We start from the raw sequence: 20,939 nt of genomic DNA on the forward strand, positions 1-20,939 counted from the left end.
AATCATTAAGGATATTTGACTGAATCGATAAGCCTATTGCTGCGGCTTCCCCGCCTGCGTATGAGAGTTAACTGTTGGTGGTTAGGTGGTAGACTTGCCTGTTTGGCGAGAAGATTCTGCTTTCTCTCGGAGGCGCCATGGCGGCCGCGCTGGCTTTGTTTGTGAAACTTCTTCCCCTGTATGTCACCGTTGCGCTCGGCTGGGTTGCCGGGCGCTATCTGGAGGCCAGTGGAAAACATATCGCCGGGATCATGCTTTACATCGTGACGCCTTCGGTGGTGTTCTCTGGCGTCATGGCGGCACCGCTGACGCTCGAGGTCATTCTGTTGCCCGCCCTGGTGTTCGGTTTCTGCACCCTGATTGCCCTGATTCACCTGGCTATTGCTCGCAAACTACTGACCGATGGCAGTGCACCGGTTATCCCGTTATCGGTGGGTACCGGCAACACGGGTTACTTCGGTATTCCTGTGGCTTTGCTGTTGTTCGGAGAGCAGGGCCTGGCCCTCTATATCGTCTGCATGCTGGGCACCACGCTGTTTGAGAACTCGGTGGGCTTCTATTTGGCGGCAAGGGGCAAGTACAGCATTCGCGATGCCCTGGCCCGGGTGGCGAGGCTGCCATCGGTGTATGCCTTTGCTGCGGCGGTGGCGTTGAATCTGTCGGGGGTGTCGATTCCGGAGGCGTTTGTGCCGTTATTCGATAATCTGCGCGGCGCCTACAGCATTCTGGGTATGATGATCATCGGCATGGGCATACTGAGTTTCCGGGGCCTGGCCGGCAACCCGGTGTTCACCGGCCTGGCCTTTTTTGGCAAGTTCGTCAGCTGGCCGTTACTGGCGCTGGCTTTCTGGTGGCTGGATGCCCATCTGCTGGGCATATACGGCCTGGCGGTGCACCAGGCCATTTTCCTGATTTCCATCACCCCGATTGCCGCCAACACGGTCGTGATCGCCACCCTGCTGGATGCCGCGCCCCGGCAGGCGGCAGGTACCACCTTGCTCAGTACGTTGTTTGCGCTGGGCTTTATTCCGGTGATGATTGCTTTGGTGTTCGGGGCGTAAGCAGGCCCGGGCCTGCGAAGACTATCCCTCCGGCAAAGCCCAGGGCATGGGCTTGCCAGACTACGGGCCCTCCGATCAGGTTGGCGCTACCGGCCAGGCCCAGCCCGGCTGACTCCATCACCAGTTTGCCCGCAAGCAAGACAAGAATGCTGGACGACAACAGTCGATCTTCCCTAAAACCACGGATAGCAAGGAGCGCCGCCAGCCCGTGCAGGCAGCCGGAAAAGCCCCGGTAGCCAGGCAGCTCCGGCAGCAGTAACAGAAGCCCCAGGGAAATAAAAATTGCCAGACAGATCAGGGCGATGGACAGGGTTAGTAGCGGCAGTAAGCGCGGGTAGAGGGCCAGCACCACGGCAAGCCCCGCAAGGTTGAGCACCAGGTGCCAACCATTCAAATGAACCAGATGGCCGGTGACCAGTCGCCACCATTCGCCGGAGTGAGCAAGGTCCGGCCGCCACTCAAGGCTGCTGGCCGGCACAAGGCACAGAATGGCCAGCAGGGCCATCAGTGCCAGTGCGGGCTTGTTAACCGTTCGATACCCCAAGTGGGACACACTCCTCATAAATACAGACCGTTACGGTAACTGGCTGGCCTCCCGGTTCTACTGTCTCTAGTTTGCGCGAAATCTTGAAGTCTGAACAGAAAGGGATCCTCCCCGTGATACGCAAGTTCCGTTTGATGACCACCATGGTGCTCCTGCTGATGGCCTTGCCGGCCAACGCAGAATCAACCGATTCACTGCAGTTGTGGATTGATGGCCAGAGCTACGATGTTGCCTTGACAAGCAACGAACGGCTGGCCTCGGCCCTGGCGCAACAGACCAAAGGGCATCACTACCGGGGACAGGTGGCCGAAGACCCGCAAAGCTGGGTACGGGTCTCGCGCCTCGACGGCGGCTGGGAGGGGCTGGCTTATGTCTTCGGGCGAATGCACGCGGTTGGCGGTGACTCCGCCCGCAACCAGCTGGCCAATCAGAGTTTCAGCTTCCAGAGCGTTCCCCAGTGCGGCCTGGACCACGCCCACACTGAAGCCGAAATTGCCCCGGACTCGATCATGTCGCCGATGATGGCGCAGGCGGTGTCTGCCAGTTACAACAGCCTGTGCGAGAACCGGGTGGCCGGTGCCTGCCTGCTGCTGGAGCTGGAAGTGGCGTTTGATAGGCAGTTTCAGGACCGGTTCCCGGGCGATTACGAGGACCGTGCGCTCAGTATTCTGAACATGGTGGAGGGGTTCTATTTCGAGCAACTGGGCATTGGGCTGGATACCCTGAGTATGACGTTTCTGCAGTCGGAAGTGTTCACGACCTCAACCAGCGCCAATGATCTTCTGAATGATGTTCGAGCCAAGGTAGCCGAGGGTAGCCTGCCTTTTCAGCAGAATCGCCGGGCGTTGTTTCACCTCATAACCGGCAGGAACTTTGACGGTAGTACAGCCGGGGTGGCCTACCTTGGTTCGGTTTGTGGCGGGGCGGGTTTCGGAACCGGGGTTTCGAAGTTTACCAATTCTAACGTAACTACTGCCGTCGTTGTCGCTCATGAGCTTGGGCATAACCTGGGTTCTTATCATGATGTTGACGACAACAGTTGTGGTGACAGTTTTATAATGAATCCCTATGCCAGACCAACTGCGAGTAGCTTTTCCTCTTGCTCCGAATCCAGCTTTATAGCCACCATCAACAACCGCACCTCCCTCGAGCAGTGCTTCAATTTTCCAGTCGATGTGTCCCTGGCTGAGCGCGAATCTAATCCTGAGTCTTTGGGTAGCGCTGAAAGTTTTGTGGCGTACTTTGACGTGGCCTACGAGCAAGCCTCCCAATCCGCGGATTGGCTGGAAGTCTCGGGAGAGATTGAAGGCGACGGAGCGGCGTTTGAGCTTGTGACCATCGAAGGCGCGGCCTGTGAGACGGACGGCAGCACCTATCGTTGCAAAGACGTGGTTCCGGGCGCGAGTAATATGGCTCTGGTTATTCAAGGCCTGGCCGGCACCGGTGAAGAACTGGTGATCTCGCAGCAGGTTTCGCTGATCAGCCTGAACGGTGAGGTTCTGGATGTCCGCCCGGAGAATAATCGGCTGGAGAGCCGATTTATCGTAGAACCAGCTACTGAATCAGAGCCGGACAGTGGCGGCGAGCAAACGGGGGATGGCGGCACCATCGTTCGTGCCGACCCGGATCAGACAGGTAATAACGCCTCAGTGGACGCCGGAGGCGGTAGCGGTGGTGGCAGTGTCGGTTTTGGCTGGTTGGTTATGGCTGCCGCAGCAGGAGCCCTGAAGTGGCGTCAGCGCAGGAGGGCAGTGTGAAACAGGCTCCGGTATTTGGTGCAGTCATTCTATCCTTGCTGCTGGCGGGTTGCGCGGGTGCAGGCAAAGACAAAGACATGAGCCCGGTAAGCACTGTTGAAGAGGCCAGAGCCCTCTGGCAATCCCAGGGGGTAAAGGGCTACGAGGTCACCATCGAACAAACCTGTTTCTGCCCGCCGGATTTGCTGCAACCCATGCGTGTAACGGTCAGGGAAGGCAAGGTGATAGACATTGAAGGGCTGGAGCAGCCCCTCAATCACCCGGATATTCTGGATGAGCGTCGGCTGACCATTGAGGGGCTGCTCGACTTGATTGAGCAGGCCCGGGGCAATGCCGACAAGCTGGTGGTGGAATACAACGCGCAGTATGGATTTCCGGCATCGCTGGAAGTCGACTACAGCCCGTTCATCGCTGACGATGAATTTTCTTATCGGCTGACCGACTTCCAGGCCTACTGATCCACTCAGTTTTCGTGCGCGACCAGCGAGTTGGCGGCCCGGGCATTGGCGATGTCAGACCGGGCATGCCGAACTACGCTGATACCTGCGGTCAGGGCCAGGGTGCCCATAACGCCCGCCACAATCAGGTCAGGCCAGGCGGAGCCGGTACCAAAGACGCCCAGGGCTGCGCCCATCACCGCCAGATTGCCGATGGCATCGTTACGGCTGCAAAGCCAGACCGAGCGCATGTCGGAGTCACCTTCCCGGAACTTGAACAGCATAACGGCCACACCCACGTTAGCCGCCAGGGCCAGTAACCCGACCAGCCCCATGGTCAGTGGCTCCGGTGTAACGCCGCTCTGGAGTACCCAGATGGCGCGGCCCCAGACCACCAGGCCAAAGGTGGCCATGGTCAGCCCTTTGACCAAGGCCGCCCGCCCTCGCCAGAGCATGCCCATGCTGAGAACACTCAGGGACAAAAGATAGTTGGCGCTGTCGCCAAAGAAGTCGATGGCATCCGCCATGAGTGAGACGGAGCCGGACTGAAGGCTCGCCAGGCCTTCCACGAAGAACATGGCGAGATTCACCCACAGGGCAATCCAGAGCGCTTTACGAAAGCCCGGAGCCGGGCCTTGGGGTTCCGGTACGGAACAGCTGCATGCCATCAGAGACCTCCTTTGAATCAGGTTGTCTCTATTGAAAACCCTGAAGTTGCTGCAGGGTCAACTCTTCAGCTGAAATTATTTTCCATGGGTGCCGGGAACGTGGTTAGCATGGTGGTTATCTTCAAGTTGGCCGATTTCTGAGTTAAGACCATCCAGAATCCCGCATTCGCTGACGGTTCTCCCCCGAGAGCAGGCCTTTTGCAGTCGTTCCAGCGTCTTCTCCAACCGGGTCAGTTCCGCGAGACGCTCCCGTACATGGTTCAGGTGTCTGGCAAGCAAGGCATCTACCTCGCCGCAGTCCGCCTCGGGCTGGTTGGTAAGCTGGATCAGTTCCCGGATTTCGTCCTGGGTCATGTCCAGATTGCGGCAGCGTTTGATGAACAGCAATCGATCGAGGTGATCACGCCGGTATTGGCGATAGCCGTTGGCATTGCGGTCTGGCTCGGGCATCAGGCCGATTTTTTCGTAGTAGCGAATGGTCTCAACCGGAAGGCCCGTTGTCTTTGACAGTTCACCGATCTTCATACTTTGGCCCCTCTATGACTTTCGCGGCAGCTCTACTTCAACGCTCAGGCCACCTTTTGCGCCATCGCGGAAGTTTATCCAGCCACCATATCGCTGCACGATATCCCGGACAATGGCCAGCCCCAGACCATGGCCGGGTGTTTGCTCATCCAGCCTGAGCCCCCGGCTGCCAAGGTGATCCAGATGCTCCGCAGCGACCCCCGGGCCATCATCGGTCACAACCATCCTCACGGTGCTCGCTGACTCACCGAGTGACAGCTCTATGCTGTGGGTGGCCCATTTGCCGGCATTATCGAGCAGGTTGCCGAACACTTCGTTCAGGTCATGCTCTTCAACCGGCCAACGGTGTTCGTCTGTTAAATCAGTCGTCAGCTCAAACGATTTTTCAGGATACAAGCGGCCCAGCATCCACAACAAATCCCTGGCCTGCTTGACGGGTAACGCGCTTTTTCCGATCTGCGGCCCTGCAAACCGACTTCGCCGCATCTCGGTTTCAAGCTGTTTGTCGATATCACCGAGCCGGCGAGCCATTTCGTCCCTTAAGGTTGTATCCAGGGGGCGGCTGTCGTCCTCAAGTATCTGACGGACCGCAGCAATGGGGGTTTTGACACTGTGAGAGAGGTTGGCCAGGGCGTCCCGGGAGCGCTCCAGGCGCTGATCCAGCGAATCCAGCAACTGGTTCAGTTGGTTTACCAGGGGCCGGAATTCTTCTGGCGCCCGGACATCGATTCGTGAAATGGAGCCACCCTGCAGTTTGGTCAGAGCAGACTGCAGCGAGACCACTGGCCTCAGCGCGAGCGCGATACCAACCCAGATGACGGCAACCAGTAGCAGAATCAGAAGAATCGATACGATGGCCGTCCATGCGTGTAACTCCGCCTGGCTGGACCTGAGCGCGTCCATGTCTTCTGACACGATGATGACATAGGGCGCGCCATCAACCGTAATCTGTCGGCGATAAGCAAGGATGTCTGATGGTGCACTGGCTGCTCCGGAGCCCTGAACCCGGATGCTCCCTTGCTGCTCGGTCTTCAGCAGAGGCTCCAGTAAAGGGCGCCAGGATTCCGGAGAAATCGTGGTTACGGTGGGGGAATGTAGCGCGAACGCATGGTGGAAAACTTCCTCGAAATAGTCCCCGGTCTGCAGGGCGTCCAGTTGGCCTCCGGATTGACGCACCTGCAGTTCCAGGAAGGCAACTTCGTCATGCAATCTTCCCTCCACGAAATCCCGGGACATGCGGTCGAGCAACAGGCCATGGACGACCCACGCCAGTGCCATTAACACAATGCCTGATGGTAACAGGAGCGTTAGCAGGGTGGTTCTGACGGACAGGGGGTTAGTGTTCGGCATCTTTGAACAGGTAACCCTGGCCCCGCCGGGTCGCGATGGTTTCAGCCCCGACCAGTTTCCTTAGCCGGCGGATGTAGGCTTCGATGACGTTGTCACTCGGGTTGTCGTTGAGGCTATAAAGTTGTTCCATGAGCTGGTCTTTGGAAAAGACATGCCCCGGACGGTTCATCAGGCATCGGAGCAGGCGGAACTCGGTGCCCGTGAGCGAGTGTTCGGTGCCATCCTGAACTTTCAGGCTCTGACGGTTTTCATCCAGCTCAAAGCGGCCAGCTTTGACCGTAGAATAAACACGTCCATCGCCTCGGCGGATAATCGCGTTAAGGCGGGCGATCAGTTCTTCGGTCTGGAACGGTTTGGCCAGGTAGTCATCGGCACCCGCTTTCAGGCCGTCAACCTTATCCTGCCAATCGCCTCTGGCGGTCAGAATCAGCACTGGAAAATTGATGCGATGAGCGCGCCATTGTTTGAGCACCGTCAAACCATTGCCATCTGGCAGGCCCAGATCCAGCACACACACGCGATAGCTCTCCTGTGAGCCGAGAATACCAGCCTCTTTCGCTGTTCGTGCGATATCGACACTGAAGCCTGATTTTTCGAGCTTACGTGAAAGGCCATCAGCCAATAAGCGGTCGTCCTCTACCAGCAGTAATCTCATCTCACTCGCCTCGATTGCATCGGTTCCTGTTGTACCCCAAAGCACTATGCCGCAGTAGCCTGAATTCAGCCTGAACAGCAATTAATCGGCTTTTTCAGAAAGAATTCAGGTTGGTGGGCCATGGTATCGCCTGTTCGCTCTGCACTTGAATGTTGCTCACTCCGGGCCTGCATTCCTCACCAGTCACAATACAGGAGACATTTCCATGAGAATAACAAAGTTCATCACTGCGGCGGCCGCCTTGTCACTTTCTGCTACCGCCTTTGGCGCCGGCGCCCATGGGCACAGCCACGGGCATGGACACGGCTCTGGCGCTGCCATTGGCGAACCGGCAAACGCTTCGGAAGCCACTCGCACCGTCACGGTGGCTATGTATGACAACTACTACGAGCCGGAAACCATCGACATTCAGAAAGGTGAGGTGGTGCGTTTCGTGGTGGAAAATCACGGCCAGTTGGTGCACGAGTTCAACATCGGAACGGCCGATATGCACGAAGCCCATCAGCAAGAAATGGTCATGATGGTGGAGCACGGGGTTATCCAGGGTGGAACCATCAACCACCAGATGATGGAAATGGATATGGGGGACGGACACACCATGAAGCATGACGATCCGAACAGCGTACTGCTGGAGCCGGGCCAGAGCGGTGAACTGATCTGGCGTTTTTCCGGTGACACCACCCTGGAGTTCGCCTGCAACGTGCCCGGCCATTACCAGGCAGGCATGTACGGTGACGTAAGGTTCCAACAGTAACAGGAGTAGAACCATGACCAGACGTCTGATAGCGGTTACCCTGGCCCTGCTGTTGCCGGCCATCGGCGTGGCAGGGGAATATGACCTGACGGTTGACCGGGTAAAGATCGATACCGGCGATTTCGTCAAGGAAGGCATTGGCTACAACGGCAGCTCGCCCGGCCCGACCCTTCGATTCAAAGAGGGCGAGGACGTGGTGATCAACGTCACCAACAACCTGAAAGAGACTACCTCGATACACTGGCACGGCCTGATCCTGCCGTTTGAGCAGGACGGTGTGCCCGGTATCAGCTTTCCCGGCATCCAGCCGGGTGAAACCTTTACCTACCGATTCCCGGTGGTGCAGGCGGGTACCTACTGGTACCACAGCCACTCCGGTTTCCAGGAACCGAATGGCGCCTACGGGGCCATCATTATCGAGCCTGAAGGTCGGGAGCCGTTCCGGTATGACCGCGAGTACGTGGTGCAGCTGACCGACAAGCACCCGCATTCCGGTGACCGCATCATGCGGAATCTGAAGTCGTCGCCTGACTACTACAATCGCCAGCAGCAAACGGTGATGGATTTCTTTACCGAATCCCGTGAGCAAGGCTTCATGGCTACGCTGCATGATCGCAGGATGTGGGGCCAGATGCGGATGATGAAAGCGGATATTGAAGACGTGCAGGGCTTCACCGGACTGATCAATGGCAAAGGGCCGGAGCAGAACTGGACGGGGCTGTTCAAGCCCGGTGAGCGGGTGCGCCTGAGGTTTATCAACTCCTCCGCCATGACCTACTTTGACATTCGTATTCCTGGCTTGAAGATGACGGTGGTCCAGGCCGATGGCAATAACGTCCAGCCGGTGAATGTGGACGAGTTCCGGATTGGTGTGGCAGAAACCTACGATGTGATTGTGCACATCCGTGATGAGCAGGCCTATACCATCTTCGCCGAGTCCATGGGCCGCTCCGGCTATGCCCGTGGCACGCTGGCACCCCGCGAGGGCATGGTGGCTGAAGTGCCGAAACTGCGCAAAGCGCCGATGCTGACCATGGCGGATATGGCCGGCCACATGGACCATGGCGATATGGACCACGGCTCGATGAATCATGGCGGTATGGACCATGGCAATATGAGCGATGGGGCGATGGATCACAGCAACATGAACCACGGCAGCATGAACCACGGCAGCATGGATCACGGTTCCATGAACCACGACTCCATGAGTCAGGGTGGCATGGATCATTCGGCCCATGGTGCTGGAATGCCGGAAGACCCCTTCTACGCCAGCGGCAGTGGCTTGCTTCCAACGGCCAGTAATGGCGGGAAGTTTCTGTCTTACTCCGATCTCCGGGCTCAAAGCCCGCTCTATGAAGAGCGTGAGCCGACCCGTGAAATCGAAATGCGCCTGACTGGCAACATGGAGCGTTACGAGTGGAGCATCAACGGCGTGAAGTATGAGGATGCTGACCCAGTGGTGCTGCAATACGGAGAGCGGGTCCGGTTCAAGTTCGTGAACGAGACCATGATGACGCACCCGATGCACTTGCACGGCATGTGGTCAATCCTGGATGTCGGGGCCGGTAAGTGGAATCCGATCAAGCACGTGATCAGCGTGGCGCCGGCGACCACGGTGTATATGGAAACCGAGGTGGATGCACCGGGTGAGTGGGCGTTCCATTGCCATCTGTCTTATCACGCGGCGGCAGGCATGTTCCGCATAATTGTGGTTGAGGGCGGCCCGAATGACGAAGTCGCCTCTGGCGAAGCACGGGCCAAGGGAGGTGACGCATGAAAACGTGTAACCCATGGCTCGCCCGGATTTCCGCTTTGACGCTGATGGGTCCTGTCACCGTGCTGGCAGACGAGGCGATTGATGCGCACAGCGTTAACACGTTCTGGGGTGTCAGTGCTGAAAAATTCGAGTATCGCTACAGCGATGCCGATGAAAAACTGGCAGTGATTGAAACCGATGCCTGGTATGGCAGTGACGAGTTGAAATTCCGGTGGCAGTTCAGGGGGGAGTGGGAGGAAGCTCACAACGCCTGGGAAACCCTGGAGAACCAGTTTCTGGCCCAGACCCCGATCAGTGAGTTCTGGGATGCCAAGGCAGGTATTCGCATCGATACACCGGAAGGCCCGGACCGGGTTTACGGCGTGATCGGGCTGACCGGTCTGGCGCCTTACTGGTTCGAGATCGACACCAACCTGTATGTCAGTGATGAGGGCGACGCCTCGGTGGATTTTGAGGCTGAGTACGAGCTGCTGATCACTAATTACTGGATTGTCTCTGCCACCTTCGAAACCTTGCTGGCGTTCTCGGAAGACCGGGAGATTGGCGTGGGTAAGGGTATAAACTCCACCGAGATGGGCTTGAGGCTGAGTTACGACCTGATCGACCGCTCTTTCTCACCTTATGTGGGCGTGGTCCATGAGCGCAAATACGGCGACACAGCCGATTTCGCTCGCGCCAGTGGCGGAGGTACCGAAGACTGGTTCGCGGTGGTTGGGGCGAGACTGGCCTTCTGATCACCGTTTTAACGGGCTCCGGGAATTCCTGGAGCCCGTTTTCCATCTACTATTTGATGTATGTCAGTTCCATCGAAATCCTTCGTCTCTTTTCAGTTTTAGTTCAGGTTGGGGTGCTGTAATAAAAGGAATTAACCTGGTGTAGAGGTGCAGCCCGATGACAAAAACACACAAAGCAACCAGTCAAGAACAGTTTCTGATGCACAGGAAACTGACAGTACAAGGCCTTGGCGAGCGGCAGTGGGAAGAGCTCATCCAAGAGCTCAACAATAACCCCGGCGTCGATTTTGCCGAGCGCAAATCCGGCAACCAGTTGCATGTCACCTATGATGGCACACATTACTCTACTGACGAGTTGATTGAGTTGATTGGGGCTCATGGCGGCGGCCTGAAGCCCGGGTGGTGGACTCGCCGGAAACTGGCTGGATATCGTTTTACAGATGAAAACGTCCGGGCCAATGCCAAGCATGTACCTGTCTGCTGTTCGAAAATGCCACCGATGAAAAAGTGACCGGAGGCTAAATGAGCAAGGAACAGGACAGAGTCACTCGCTACAAAAAAGGCAGCCTCACGCTGGCGGGTACGGTCATGCTGGGTACCGGTGTCATGATTGGCGCCGGTATTTTTGCATTGACCGGGCAAATGGCACAAATGACGGGTGCTCTGTTCCCGCTCGCGTTCCTTGCAGCGGCGGTGATTGTCAGCTTCAGCGCCTACTCCTATATTAAAATCTCCAATACCTGGCCGTCTGCGGGCGGTATTGGCATGTACTTGCACAAGGCCTACGGCAATCGGCTGCCAACCGCGTTTAATGCCTTGCTGATGTATTTTTCCATGGTGATTGCCCAGAGCTTTCTCGCGCGCACGTTTGGCTCCTACACCATGCAGCTTTTCGGAGGCGATGAAAGCGGGGGAATGGTTCCCATTTTGGGGGTATCACTGATTCTGGTGGCATTTCTTGTCAATCTTCAGGGCAACCGGATGATTCAGGGCGTGGCTTCCTTTATCGGGGTCCTGAAAATCGGCGGCATATTGATTTTTGGGTTGGTTGGTTTGTGGATTGCCGACAGCATTTCGGTCGATTTCTCGAGCCCGGGCGACGCTGGAGCTGCTGGTAATTTTCTGGGAGCTACTGCGCTCGGGATTCTGGCTTTCAAGGGTTTCACCACCATCACCAACAGTGGCTCGGAAGTTAAAGACCCGAAGCGAAACGTGGGGCGCGCCATTGTTATTTCCATTGCGGCCTGCGTGGTGATTTACACGCTGGTCGGATTTGCTGTCGCCAGCAACCTGTCATTGGCTGAAATTATCGAAACGCGAGACTACTCCCTTGCCGCTGCCGCGCGCCCGGCACTGGGGGAATACGCTGTCTGGTTCACCGTTGCCATTGCCATGATGGCTACCGCCGGAGGTATTCTGGCCAGCATTTTCGCGGTATCCCGGATGCTCGCGATGCTGACGGAAATGAAACTGGTTCCTCACCGGCATTTCGGCATGCCGGGTAGCATCCAGAAGCACACACTGGTCTACACTGTAGCTCTGGGGCTGATTCTGACCGCATTCTTTGACCTCTCCCGCATCGCGGCGCTGGGCATTGTGTTCTATCTGATCATGGACATAGCCATCCATTGGGGCGTACTTCGCTATTTGCGCGAAGATGTGCAGGCCAAAGCGTGGGTGCCAGCTATCGCCATTTTGCTGGATTTGCTCGTCCTTGGAGGCTTTGTCTGGGTCAAACTGAATACCGATCCGTTCGTTATCGGCGTGGCAGTTGTCACCATGATTGCAATCGCGGTAGTCGAGCAGATCTTCCTGAAAAAGTCTGAGAATTCCCGGCAATCGGGACATGAGAAGCCTCATGAACATAACCACTAATAACCAGGATACAACGAGGAGGGCAGGACCATGATGGAAGATAATATGTTTGGCCACACCATGTGGGCAGGGCATTGGCTGTGGATGCTGGTGATTGCCATCGTTGTTGTCATTCCGGCCTGGCGCATTTGCCAGCGCACGGGATATCCGGGGTGGATGGGTATCCTGATATTGATACCGATAGTGAACCTGATTCTGTTGTACATCATTGCGTTTGGAGACTGGCCAAGCAACAAAGACGGCGAAGGGAGGTCTTGATGGACAAGGCGAAAAATCAGGCACCGCAGGGACAAAGAGAACTTGAGTTGATTGTGCCGGGAATGGGATCAGACCACTGCGCCGGTATTATCAACAAGACGATCAGTCGCCTGGACGGAGTCAGTAATGTTCAAACCAACATAGCCAGGCACAGGGTGAGTGTACGCTCCTTCACGTCTGGCCCTGACGGAGATGCTGTAAGAAAGGCAGTGGAGGGGGCTGGCTACGATGTGGCTTCCGTCAGAGAGGTTGGCACCAGAACGTTCAAGGTGACTGTTCCGGGGATGGGGTCTGATCACTGCGCAGGCATCATCAAAAGCACACTTGGGCGACACGACGGCGTGCAGACCATTTCAACCAATATCGCCAACCACACCGTAAGCGTGGTGGTCGGCCCGGCGGGTCCTGCAGAGCAGGAGCTGAAGAAGCTGATCGAGGGCGCCGGATACGACGTTGCCGCTGTTGCGCTGGAGGGAGACACCAACCAGGAAGAAGACTCAGCCGTCGAGGAGGCTTACCTCAAGCTTGCCTTGCGAAGGCTCTGGATTGCTGCGGTACCGACCACGCTGATCATGCTGCTGATGATGCCGCATATGTTCTGGCAGCCCATCCCGGGCTATCTGGCGATTGTCGTCGTGCTGGCATTCCCCGTGGTGTTTCTCTTCGGCGGTGCCGCTACCCATAAGGCGTCCTGGCGCTCCCTGAAGAACGGCACCTTCAACATGGATGTGCTGATATCCATGGGCAGCCTGCCACCGTTCATCATTGGCCTGGTGGGCTTTGTCTATCCGATGACCTCCTTCATCGAGATGGCTGCCACCATCATGACCTTCCATGTGCTTGGTCGGTACCTGGAAGCAAAAGCCAAGGGCAAGGCCTCGGAGGCCATCCGGAAATTGCTCACCCTCGGCGCTAAGACCGCGCGCGTGGAACGGGAAGGGGAAGAGGTCGAAATTCCCGTGAAGGATTTGGCTCCAGGCGACATCATGATTGTCCGGCCCGGTGACAAGGTGCCCACTGATGGTGAAGTGGTGGATGGTGAGAGTCATCTGGATGAATCCATTGCCACTGGCGAGTCTGTCCCGGTATACAAAAGCACGGGAGACACGGTTATTGGTGCCACCATCAACAAGGAAGGTCGCCTGAGAGTCAAGGCTACCCGTGTTGGTGGTGATACCTTCCTGGCCCAGGTGGTGAAACTGATCGACGAGGCTCAGGGCTCCAGGGTGCCAATCCAGGAGTTTGCTGACCGCATGACCGGTCGCTTCGTGCCGCTGGTTCTTGTTATTGCCCTGGGCAGTCTTGTGGTCTGGCTGTTTGCAGGCGATACACTCCGACCAATCCTTGAATGGGGCGCCGCTTTCCTGCCGTGGGTGGACCCGACGGCGGCCACGCCGGTGCTGGCTATCCTGGCGGCTATTGCGGTGTTGGTGATTGCCTGCCCGTGCGCCCTGGGACTGGCAACGCCAACGGCCCTGATGGTGGGGTCAGGTATTGGTGCCGAGCGCGGCATCCTGATTCGCTCGGGAGAGGCTATCCAGACCTTCAAGGACATCAAGGTCATGGTGTTGGATAAAACCGGAACAATTACCCGGGGAGAGCCAAAACTCACGGAAACCGTCGTCGCCTCGGGGATAACGGAAACCGAACTGCTGGAGCTTGCGGCTGCGGTAGAGAATGCCTCTGAACACCCCATCGCCCGAGCGATCGTCGACGGCGCCCGGGAGCGGGGCGTAAAGCCCGGTGATGTATCTGACTTCCGCTCCACCGGTGCCCGGGGCGTGTCCGGAACCGTGGCGGGTCAGACGGTGCTGATCGGTAACCGTCTGCTATTGGAAGAAAGCGGTGTGCAAGGGCTGGACGCCCTGGACCAGGCGCTTCAGGACCTGGAGGGCAAGGGCAGAACCGCCGTCATTGTCGCCCGCGACGGTCAGGCCTGCGGCATTGTCGCGGTTGCCGACACGCTCAAGGACGAATCCGTCGCGGCGATCAAAGCCATGCACGAGCAAGGGCTGCACGTCGTCATGATTACCGGTGACAACGAGCGGGCCGCCAACGCCGTGGCCAAAGAAGTCGGTATTGATGAGGTGCGTGCCGGCGTGTTGCCCGAGGGCAAGGTGGACGCCATTCGGGAACTTCAGGAAAAATACGGCAACCACGTCGCCATGGTGGGTGACGGCATCAACGACGCCCCGGCGCTGAAACAGGCAAACGTGGGTATTGCTATAGGCGCCGGTGCGGACGTGGCCATAGAAGCTGCGGACGTCACTCTGGTTCGTGGGGAGCTGTCGGGCGTTGTCGACGCCATGGTGTTGTCCCGTGCAACCTTCAAAAAGATCGTTGAAAACCTGATATGGGCCAGCGGCTACAACGTCGCCGCTATTCCTATCGCCGCGTCGGGCCTGTTGCACCCGATGATCGGTGTGGTGGCAATGACCGCCAGCTCGCTGTCCGTCATTGGTAATTCGATGTTGCTGCGTCGGCGTTACGATAAAGTGCGCCGCTAACATGGTGAACCGTGGTTGGCGTCGGGTCAGTTGATGTCGATACGATCAATTGTCGGCATGTTGCTTGTCACGGTGTTATGGGCAATCTGCTTTCCCTTTATCGTGGTGGGTCTTCCAGACGCGCCACCCTTGCTTTTTGCGGCGTTACGGGCATTGCTGGCGGGTATCTGCCTGGTTCTGATCGCCCTTGCAAGGGGCGGTCGCGTCCGATACTCCCCCCGACGGTTTTTTTTGTTGACGGCTATCGGCTTCAGTTACACGGGTATGGGGCTTGGCGGGATGTTTCTCGGAGCCGGAGAATTGGGCCCCGGGCTTGCAACCGTTTTGGCAAACGCACAACCACTTTTTGCAGCTGTGTTGTCCTATTTTTTCATCAGGGAAGTTGTGAGCGGGCGTCTGTTTGCCGGATTACTCATTGGCTTTATCGGTGTTGTGGTGCTCGCAGCGCCTGACATGGAAGTAAGTAACTCCAGATTCATAGGATCGGTTTATATTCTTGGTGGCGCCGTTGGTACTGCCATTGGAAACGTACTGCTTAAATACCAGGCCGGCAGCGATGATATCTACTGGTCAATGGGCATTCAGCTTGTAATTGGTTCAGTTTTTCTGGGTTTTGCTTCTGTCATCCTGGGCGAAGGCATGGACATTAACTGGACCTGGTCGTTTGCCACCGCTGCTTTAATGCTGTCCATTCCCGCTACGGCACTGATGGTCGTGTTGTGGTATGCCCTGCTGGCAAGCGCTCCTTTGAACAGTCTCAATTCGTTTACCTTTCTTACGCCGGCCATAGGTGTTGTTATCGGGCTACTGTGGTTTGGGGAAACCTTCACTGTTGTGGAAATCACCGGCATTAGTATCACAATTATTGGTCTGATTATCGTCATGAAAGCACCGGGCGAAGGCGGGAGGGTGCGCGAAGTTCGTCCAGGAATTGATTGAGATCAACTCTTTTTCCAAGCTGACTGAAGTGTTCAGTTTGAATTCAGACTTCTGTGATTACCTAGACTTATCACTTGGGTTTAGGAGCTGGTAAGTAAAAATTGCTTGTCACAGCTTCAGGAGAATTCGTTATGGAATTTAGCCGTCGATATTGGATTACCCTTTCTTTCTTCGGTGTGATTGCTCTGGTTCTCCTTTGGGGCGAGCACAAGGTTCATATTCTCGGCGCACTGCCGTGGTTGATTCTCCTGCTGTGCCCGCTAATGCATATATTTATGCACGGAGGCCATTCCGGACATCAACATGGTCCGAAAAAGGAAGATCACCATGAGCAATGAAGCAACTGACTACGGGCTCTGGAGTCTCGTCGTCCTGAACTCTGCTGTTTTTATCTTTTTTGCGTTCAGCTTTTTCAAGCCTAAAACTAAGCGCGACTGGCGCTCGTTTGGTGCCTTTAGTGCGTTTCTGGTCGCGTTGTTTACTGAAATGTACGGTTTCCCGTTAACTATTTACTTCCTTGCGGGCTGGTTACAAAGCAGCTACCCAGATGTTGACTGGTTTTCCCATGACAGCGGGCATTTACTGGAAATGTTGTTTGGGTGGCAGGGTTCTCCCCACTTCGGGCCATTCCATTTGCTGAGTACCGCTTTCATTGCGGGTGGATTTTATCTGATGTGGGATCGTAATAAAGTCGGTAACAACATAATAAAGTTGGTAACTTACTAATAGAGTTGGTAACTCGTTTCCGGTGTCCGCTTGGTCAAACCGCTCATCAAAAAATGAAGAGAGTAACCGGATCAACGAATGCCGCTTCATGGGATTCGATGCTGGTATGCCTTTGGAGTCGGCTCGACAAAAAATAACTTTATAAGTACGCACTGTTACACAGAAGCTGAAATCCTCTCCTAGTATTTTACCCACGACGGCACTGCTTCAACGCCTTTCAGAAGGTGGTAGCCGTTAGGGACTAAACGAAAACACGGAGGCTTTAAATGCTAAGACTATTTGTCTTATTCGCGTCTTTATTATCCATTGCACTCATATCCATCCAGACACATGCGAGCAACAACGGAACTGCTGCTTGTGAGACTCTTCCAGAACCTTTTCGTCAGCTTGCAACAATGACGTTAGACCCAGCCGTGGGGAATCCCCCTCAAACTGGGCTCTGCCACCGTGTTGCTAATGCTGAAAAGCACTACGCAAAAGAGGCTGACGATAAGGCGATTCAAGAGCTGGAAAAATATATCGCAGGCGTTAGTAAGAGAAGCGGAAAATTTATTGGGGAGAGTTACGCGGCTGCATTGATATCTGAAGCCGAGAGAGTCGTTTCCATTATTTCTGGTAACTTTGAACCAGAGACATTGGCTATAAATGGCGGTGTGTTCGGCTTCAACGATAAGGCACCTATCGGCGGCGCAATCGTTAACGTTAGCTTTATCGAGTCGGGATCTACGTTCACAGCCACCACCGATAGCAATGGTCTGTTTTCAATCTCAGATCTAACGGAAGCTGGAGTTTACGTTGTAGACGTAACAACTCAGGATGGAAGAACAGGCAGCGCTCAAGGCAGTTTGCTTGAAACCGAAAACACATCTTCTGTACTCGTTACTGTTGACCCCGCAGGTAGCAGTGCCATCTACGGAACTGTTTATGATGAATCTGGGCTGCCTGCTCCCGCCGCTCTGGTAACAGCTATCTTTCCCGATACTGACCGAAAATACTCAACAATCTCGTCAAGCGATGGATCTTTTGCACTGACGAATGTCCATGGAGATGGAACTCTGATTCTCGTTGGCTTCAAAAACGATACTGGTGCTAGCGGATCCACCACTGGAGTCCTGTCGAGTTACTCCTCCCAGATCACGCGCAACCTGACAATAACTGCGCCTCAGACTGTAAATGCCGAGTTCCTGAATAGCAATTTCGAGAATGGCCTAGAAGGATGGTCTACGGAAGGCTCAGTCACCCTCATTGACCGAAACCTTGTTTTCACCACACCGGACTCAGGCAACTAAGGGAGATTGAGTAATATGGATATCATGAAGAAAGTGGCGCCAAAGTTAAGCGTCGTGATCCCTTGCACAGCAGTGATGCTTCTCGCCGGTGCGCAAAGCGCAGCTGCAGCTGGCTGTCCGGTAACCCAAGCGGCTGTTGTCAGCAATGCTGGCTCGCAATCAGCAAAGGGTACCTTGAGTCAGGCGTTTGTTGTTCCACCTGCTTACGAGCAAGTCTCTGGCCGTCTTCGGTTTCTTTCTAACGAGTGGCCGCAATACTACGGTACAGAGTATAATGACACTTATCTCGCACGTTTAACTGCGCCCGGTAAGGTCGAAATCATAGCGAACGGAAACGTCAACAGTTCTACCTGGTCATCAGGTCTGCTTGGGTATAACGGGGCTACGCCTGAGATCAATTACAACACGGATCTTTCCGGGCTGGTAGGCACGACGGTACAGCTAGCGTATGAAGTACAGGATGTAGGGGATACGATCGTAGACTCGGCCCTGGCCGTGGACGCCGTGCAGGTCCTCCGTACAGAGCAATTTGTGCCCGTCGAAGGACAAGGTGGTGCATTGACCGGCGATGCTACGATCAGTGGATCATTTGGCCAGGCGGTTAAACTGACATTCACTAACCAGAACCTTCTTGGCACGACAATATCTGTCAAGGATACTGACCCGCTTGGACAAACGAAGGAGTCGATTATTCTGCCTCAGCAGAGCGTCACCTTCACTTTTGTAAACGGTGGGGACGAGCCTATGGGATGGAATTTTGAGGTATCGACCAATTCCGATGCATTCATAGTTTCATATGGCATCGAATCTACCTGGACTGACGGGATGCCACCCAATCCATGCTTCTAAGACTGTTTGTTTTGACTCTCGTCATTATCGGATCGGCTTGTAGTACTCAGTCGCAGCAAGCACATGCTCAAGAGAGCGATGCGGTCACAATCAATTTGACTGGGGACGCGATTGAGGCAGCCGTTCTTTCGGAAGGAACACTTTGGCTGAAACTCACACCAAGTGGAAGAAACCAATTGGCCACCGCGACGAAGGATAACCTGGGTAACCGAGTAACGATCCACGTTCTTGACCATCAAGCGTTATCGCTAATGGTCGTTCACGAACTCCCAATGGAGAAGCTGGTAATCAAGGCTCCATCACCAGAGCTAAAAGCCGCAATAGAACCCTATCTGGTAAAAACGAGATAGAAACTTTAAACGGGGGCAATTTCTGCCCCCGAACTCCACTTGCAGTTCCAAAGATTTTTGAAAGGTTGAGATCAAACCACTAGATCTTTGGAGACACTCGTGCAGACATAAGTCACTCAAATGCGTCATCCCCAATATTTCCTTCAGCCCTTCAGCTATGGATCACACGTGGAACATGCCTTCATGATGGAAAGGAACGGAGGCGAGCAATAAGACTCAGCTGAGAGGCAAAAACGGAATAGGATTGGAATTTGGTGCCAGTCAGGCTTTTAATAGTTACTGACTTTATTATTATGCAGGGGGCAGCCATTCTAGTTAAACCTACCTCAAAGTTACCGACTTTATTTCCATCGCATCGGTTCTGAGGGGAAAATACGCCCCCTGGAGAGACTTTTAGTTACCAACTTTTTTACGATCCTACATCTGATCGCGGCCGGTTGGCGCACACTGTACACCGCTCAGAAAGAGAGCAAACTCGCCACCAGTGGGCTTTATGCCTGGGTTCGTCATCCGCAATATGTCGGGTTTGCACTGATCATGTTTGGCTTTCTCCTGCAATGGCCGACGCTGCTTACCCTGGCAATGTTTCCGGTACTCCTATGGATGTACTCACGTTTGTCCATTCATGAGGAGAAAGATATCGAGAAAGAGTTTGGGGAGGCGTGGCGCGACTATGCGGCTAAAACACCACGGTTTATCCCAAGTTTCCGGGATTTTCGACAACGGATTTAGCTTCATGGCCAGGGCGCTGAATTGGCATCGCAACGACGTGCGTTCAACTTAAGGAGAGTAAGCCATCATGGATATCAAAAGCTTTGGTGAGTTGATCGAGTGGACCCGAGACCTGCACACGCATCTGGCCCAGTGTCTCGGGCACTGCGCCACGCGGCATGAGGAGGAAAGGGCAGGAGCGTTACTGGAGTATCTTGCATCTCACGAATCGGAACTTGCACGGATCGTCGAAGAGTTTGAGGGTCAGAGTGCCAGTAACACACTGGAAACACGGGTCTATGACTACCTCAGACACAATCCGATAGAAACACACCGCACCTGCGACGAGCCATACGCCAAACTGGATTTCCAGGGAATCTACCGCGAGGTTATGGATTTCCATGAGCAAGTCATGAATCTGTACAAGAATCTTTTGGACAAAGCGGAAATCCCGGAAGCTCGAGAGTTGCTGGAAGGACTACTGGAGATGGAAACGAACGAGTCTATGCGCCTGGCCCGGCAAATAGGACGGATGGACGATCTGTGATTCATTACAGGCTTTCCTGCTTTCTTCTAATTGTTTTGTTTTCTGCCCCTCTTCTGGCGAGCACGACTTCGGCGGTTTCTTTAATTGAACGCATGGAGCAGTTGCTTTGGTCAGACAGTAGTCACGGCCGCTCCACCATGCGTATCGAGAGTGACTACTGGACTCGGGAGCTGCAGTTGGAAGCCTGGATGAATCGGCCCGATCACACCTTGATCCGGATTCACTCACCGAAAAAAGAGGCTGGCGTTGGCTCGCTGAGAATCGGCGATGCCATGTGGAATTACCTTCCCAAAGTTGATCGCACCATCAAGATCCCGCCGTCAATGATGCTGCAGCCATGGATGGGGTCCAACTTCAGCAATGATGATCTGGTCAAGGATAGCTCCTTTGTCGACGACTACACCCATGAGGTTGCCGGGGTCGATGATTCAGGCGAGGTGCCGGTGTACCGGGTCGTCTCAACACCACGGCCCGACGCGCCGGTGGTCTGGAGCCAGCTTGAATTCGAGATCCGCGCGGACGCTATTCCCGTGTCCCGAACGATCATCCACATTGAATCCATTGAATTCGATATTCCTGTAGACGAGGCGCTTTTCTCATTGCGTCGCCTGCGCAACCCGGAATGA

23 protein-coding genes and 1 pseudogene are annotated in these 20,939 nt (G+C 55.2%); 19 read left to right on the top strand and 5 right to left on the bottom strand.

What is annotated here, in order from left to right:
* Positions 1 to 137: 137 nt before the first annotated feature.
* The gene (locus ABIE59_RS07590) at positions 138 to 1,061 is read left to right on the top strand and encodes an AEC family transporter (RefSeq protein WP_354445722.1); all 924 of its coding nucleotides are present in this window, start codon (positions 138 to 140) and stop codon (positions 1,059 to 1,061) included.
* On the opposite strand, the gene rrtA is transcribed toward ABIE59_RS07590, so the two are convergent.
* On the bottom strand, positions 1,024 to 1,605 hold the full coding sequence (gene rrtA, locus ABIE59_RS07595) for a rhombosortase (protein ID WP_354445724.1): 582 nt from the start codon (positions 1,603 to 1,605) through the stop codon (positions 1,024 to 1,026). The genes ABIE59_RS07590 and rrtA overlap by 38 nt on opposite strands.
* Before the next feature lie 113 nt (positions 1,606 to 1,718).
* Here rrtA and ABIE59_RS07600 point away from each other — a divergent pair, with 113 nt between their 5' ends.
* Both ABIE59_RS07600 and ABIE59_RS07605 read left to right on the top strand, forming a co-directional pair.
* Positions 1,719 to 3,362: a M12 family metallo-peptidase gene (locus ABIE59_RS07600; RefSeq protein ID WP_354445726.1), complete on the top strand. Its 1,644-nt coding sequence runs from the start codon at positions 1,719 to 1,721 to the stop codon at positions 3,360 to 3,362.
* A complete protein-coding gene (locus ABIE59_RS07605; RefSeq protein WP_354445728.1) occupies positions 3,335 to 3,820 on the top strand; it encodes a DUF6174 domain-containing protein in 486 nt (161 codons plus the stop codon). The genes ABIE59_RS07600 and ABIE59_RS07605 overlap by 28 nt, the downstream gene beginning before the upstream one ends.
* A 5-nt stretch (positions 3,821 to 3,825) precedes the next feature.
* Here ABIE59_RS07605 and ABIE59_RS07610 read toward each other — a convergent pair whose 3' ends face one another.
* The 4 genes from ABIE59_RS07610 to ABIE59_RS07625 all read right to left on the bottom strand — a co-directional run bounded on the left by ABIE59_RS07610 (position 3,826) and on the right by ABIE59_RS07625 (position 6,997).
* Positions 3,826 to 4,467: a cation diffusion facilitator family transporter gene (locus tag ABIE59_RS07610; RefSeq protein ID WP_354445730.1), complete on the bottom strand. Its 642-nt coding sequence runs from the start codon at positions 4,465 to 4,467 to the stop codon at positions 3,826 to 3,828.
* 75 nt (positions 4,468 to 4,542) lie between these two features.
* Positions 4,543 to 4,992 (bottom strand): Cd(II)/Pb(II)-responsive transcriptional regulator, encoded by a 450-nt coding sequence (gene cadR / locus ABIE59_RS07615; protein WP_354445732.1) that lies wholly within the window; start codon positions 4,990 to 4,992, stop codon positions 4,543 to 4,545.
* Positions 4,993 to 5,004: 12 nt separating this feature from the next.
* Positions 5,005 to 6,342: an ATP-binding protein gene (locus ABIE59_RS07620; protein WP_502915337.1), complete on the bottom strand. Its 1,338-nt coding sequence runs from the start codon at positions 6,340 to 6,342 to the stop codon at positions 5,005 to 5,007.
* Positions 6,329 to 6,997 carry a response regulator transcription factor gene (locus ABIE59_RS07625; protein WP_354445736.1) on the bottom strand — a complete coding sequence of 223 codons (669 nt, stop codon included), beginning with the start codon at positions 6,995 to 6,997 and terminating at the stop codon, positions 6,329 to 6,331. Before ABIE59_RS07625 ends, ABIE59_RS07620 begins: the two co-directional genes overlap by 14 nt.
* Before the next feature lie 205 nt (positions 6,998 to 7,202).
* Here ABIE59_RS07625 and ABIE59_RS07630 point away from each other — a divergent pair, with 205 nt between their 5' ends.
* The 16 genes and pseudogenes from ABIE59_RS07630 to ABIE59_RS07705 all read left to right on the top strand — a co-directional run bounded on the left by ABIE59_RS07630 (position 7,203) and on the right by ABIE59_RS07705 (position 20,939).
* Positions 7,203 to 7,751, top strand: a complete 549-nt coding sequence (locus tag ABIE59_RS07630) for a cupredoxin domain-containing protein (protein WP_061332940.1) — start codon at positions 7,203 to 7,205, stop codon at positions 7,749 to 7,751.
* A gap of 13 nt (positions 7,752 to 7,764) precedes the next feature.
* Complete coding sequence (locus tag ABIE59_RS07635) at positions 7,765 to 9,528, top strand: copper resistance system multicopper oxidase (RefSeq protein ID WP_354445738.1); 1,764 nt, start codon at positions 7,765 to 7,767, stop codon at positions 9,526 to 9,528.
* Between the two features lie 44 nt (positions 9,529 to 9,572).
* Positions 9,573 to 10,262 carry a copper resistance protein B gene (locus tag ABIE59_RS07640; protein WP_354445973.1) on the top strand — a complete coding sequence of 230 codons (690 nt, stop codon included), beginning with the start codon at positions 9,573 to 9,575 and terminating at the stop codon, positions 10,260 to 10,262.
* Between the two features lie 157 nt (positions 10,263 to 10,419).
* The gene (locus tag ABIE59_RS07645) at positions 10,420 to 10,773 is read left to right on the top strand and encodes a hypothetical protein (protein WP_058091910.1); all 354 of its coding nucleotides are present in this window, start codon (positions 10,420 to 10,422) and stop codon (positions 10,771 to 10,773) included.
* A gap of 11 nt (positions 10,774 to 10,784) precedes the next feature.
* Positions 10,785 to 12,137 carry an APC family permease gene (locus ABIE59_RS07650; protein ID WP_152438968.1) on the top strand — a complete coding sequence of 451 codons (1,353 nt, stop codon included), beginning with the start codon at positions 10,785 to 10,787 and terminating at the stop codon, positions 12,135 to 12,137.
* Between the two features lie 30 nt (positions 12,138 to 12,167).
* Complete coding sequence (locus ABIE59_RS07655; protein ID WP_058091911.1) at positions 12,168 to 12,395, top strand: DUF805 domain-containing protein; 228 nt, start codon at positions 12,168 to 12,170, stop codon at positions 12,393 to 12,395.
* The gene (locus tag ABIE59_RS07660; protein ID WP_354445741.1) at positions 12,395 to 14,902 is read left to right on the top strand and encodes a heavy metal translocating P-type ATPase; all 2,508 of its coding nucleotides are present in this window, start codon (positions 12,395 to 12,397) and stop codon (positions 14,900 to 14,902) included. Before ABIE59_RS07655 ends, ABIE59_RS07660 begins: the two co-directional genes overlap by 1 nt.
* A 33-nt stretch (positions 14,903 to 14,935) precedes the next feature.
* Positions 14,936 to 15,841, top strand: a complete 906-nt coding sequence (locus ABIE59_RS07665) for a DMT family transporter (protein ID WP_342631096.1) — start codon at positions 14,936 to 14,938, stop codon at positions 15,839 to 15,841.
* A 131-nt stretch (positions 15,842 to 15,972) separates the two neighbouring features.
* Positions 15,973 to 16,179 carry a DUF2933 domain-containing protein gene (locus ABIE59_RS07670; RefSeq protein WP_058091913.1) on the top strand — a complete coding sequence of 69 codons (207 nt, stop codon included), beginning with the start codon at positions 15,973 to 15,975 and terminating at the stop codon, positions 16,177 to 16,179.
* Positions 16,169 to 16,516 (top strand): annotated as a pseudogene (locus tag ABIE59_RS07675) (isoprenylcysteine carboxylmethyltransferase family protein); the annotation flags it as partial. The gene ABIE59_RS07670 and the pseudogene ABIE59_RS07675, both read left to right, overlap by 11 nt.
* Before the next feature lie 317 nt (positions 16,517 to 16,833).
* Entirely contained in the window at positions 16,834 to 17,856 is a 1,023-nt protein-coding gene (locus ABIE59_RS07680) for a carboxypeptidase-like regulatory domain-containing protein (protein WP_058091914.1), read from the top strand.
* 15 nt (positions 17,857 to 17,871) lie between these two features.
* Positions 17,872 to 18,705, top strand: coding sequence for a hypothetical protein (locus ABIE59_RS07685; RefSeq protein WP_058091915.1), 834 nt, complete (start codon positions 17,872 to 17,874; stop codon positions 18,703 to 18,705).
* Positions 18,696 to 19,055, top strand: coding sequence for a hypothetical protein (locus ABIE59_RS07690; RefSeq protein ID WP_058091916.1), 360 nt, complete (start codon positions 18,696 to 18,698; stop codon positions 19,053 to 19,055). The genes ABIE59_RS07685 and ABIE59_RS07690 overlap by 10 nt, the downstream gene beginning before the upstream one ends.
* A gap of 426 nt (positions 19,056 to 19,481) precedes the next feature.
* Positions 19,482 to 19,787, top strand: coding sequence for a methyltransferase family protein (locus ABIE59_RS07695; protein WP_502915339.1), 306 nt, complete (start codon positions 19,482 to 19,484; stop codon positions 19,785 to 19,787).
* A gap of 67 nt (positions 19,788 to 19,854) precedes the next feature.
* Entirely contained in the window at positions 19,855 to 20,313 is a 459-nt protein-coding gene (locus ABIE59_RS07700) for an ATPase (RefSeq protein WP_354445744.1), read from the top strand.
* 92 nt (positions 20,314 to 20,405) lie between these two features.
* Positions 20,406 to 20,939 carry an outer membrane lipoprotein-sorting protein gene (locus ABIE59_RS07705; protein ID WP_082780621.1) on the top strand — a complete coding sequence of 178 codons (534 nt, stop codon included), beginning with the start codon at positions 20,406 to 20,408 and terminating at the stop codon, positions 20,937 to 20,939.

The organism is Marinobacter sp. MBR-99, assembly GCF_040547575.1.
GTDB lineage: Bacteria > Pseudomonadota > Gammaproteobacteria > Pseudomonadales > Oleiphilaceae > Marinobacter.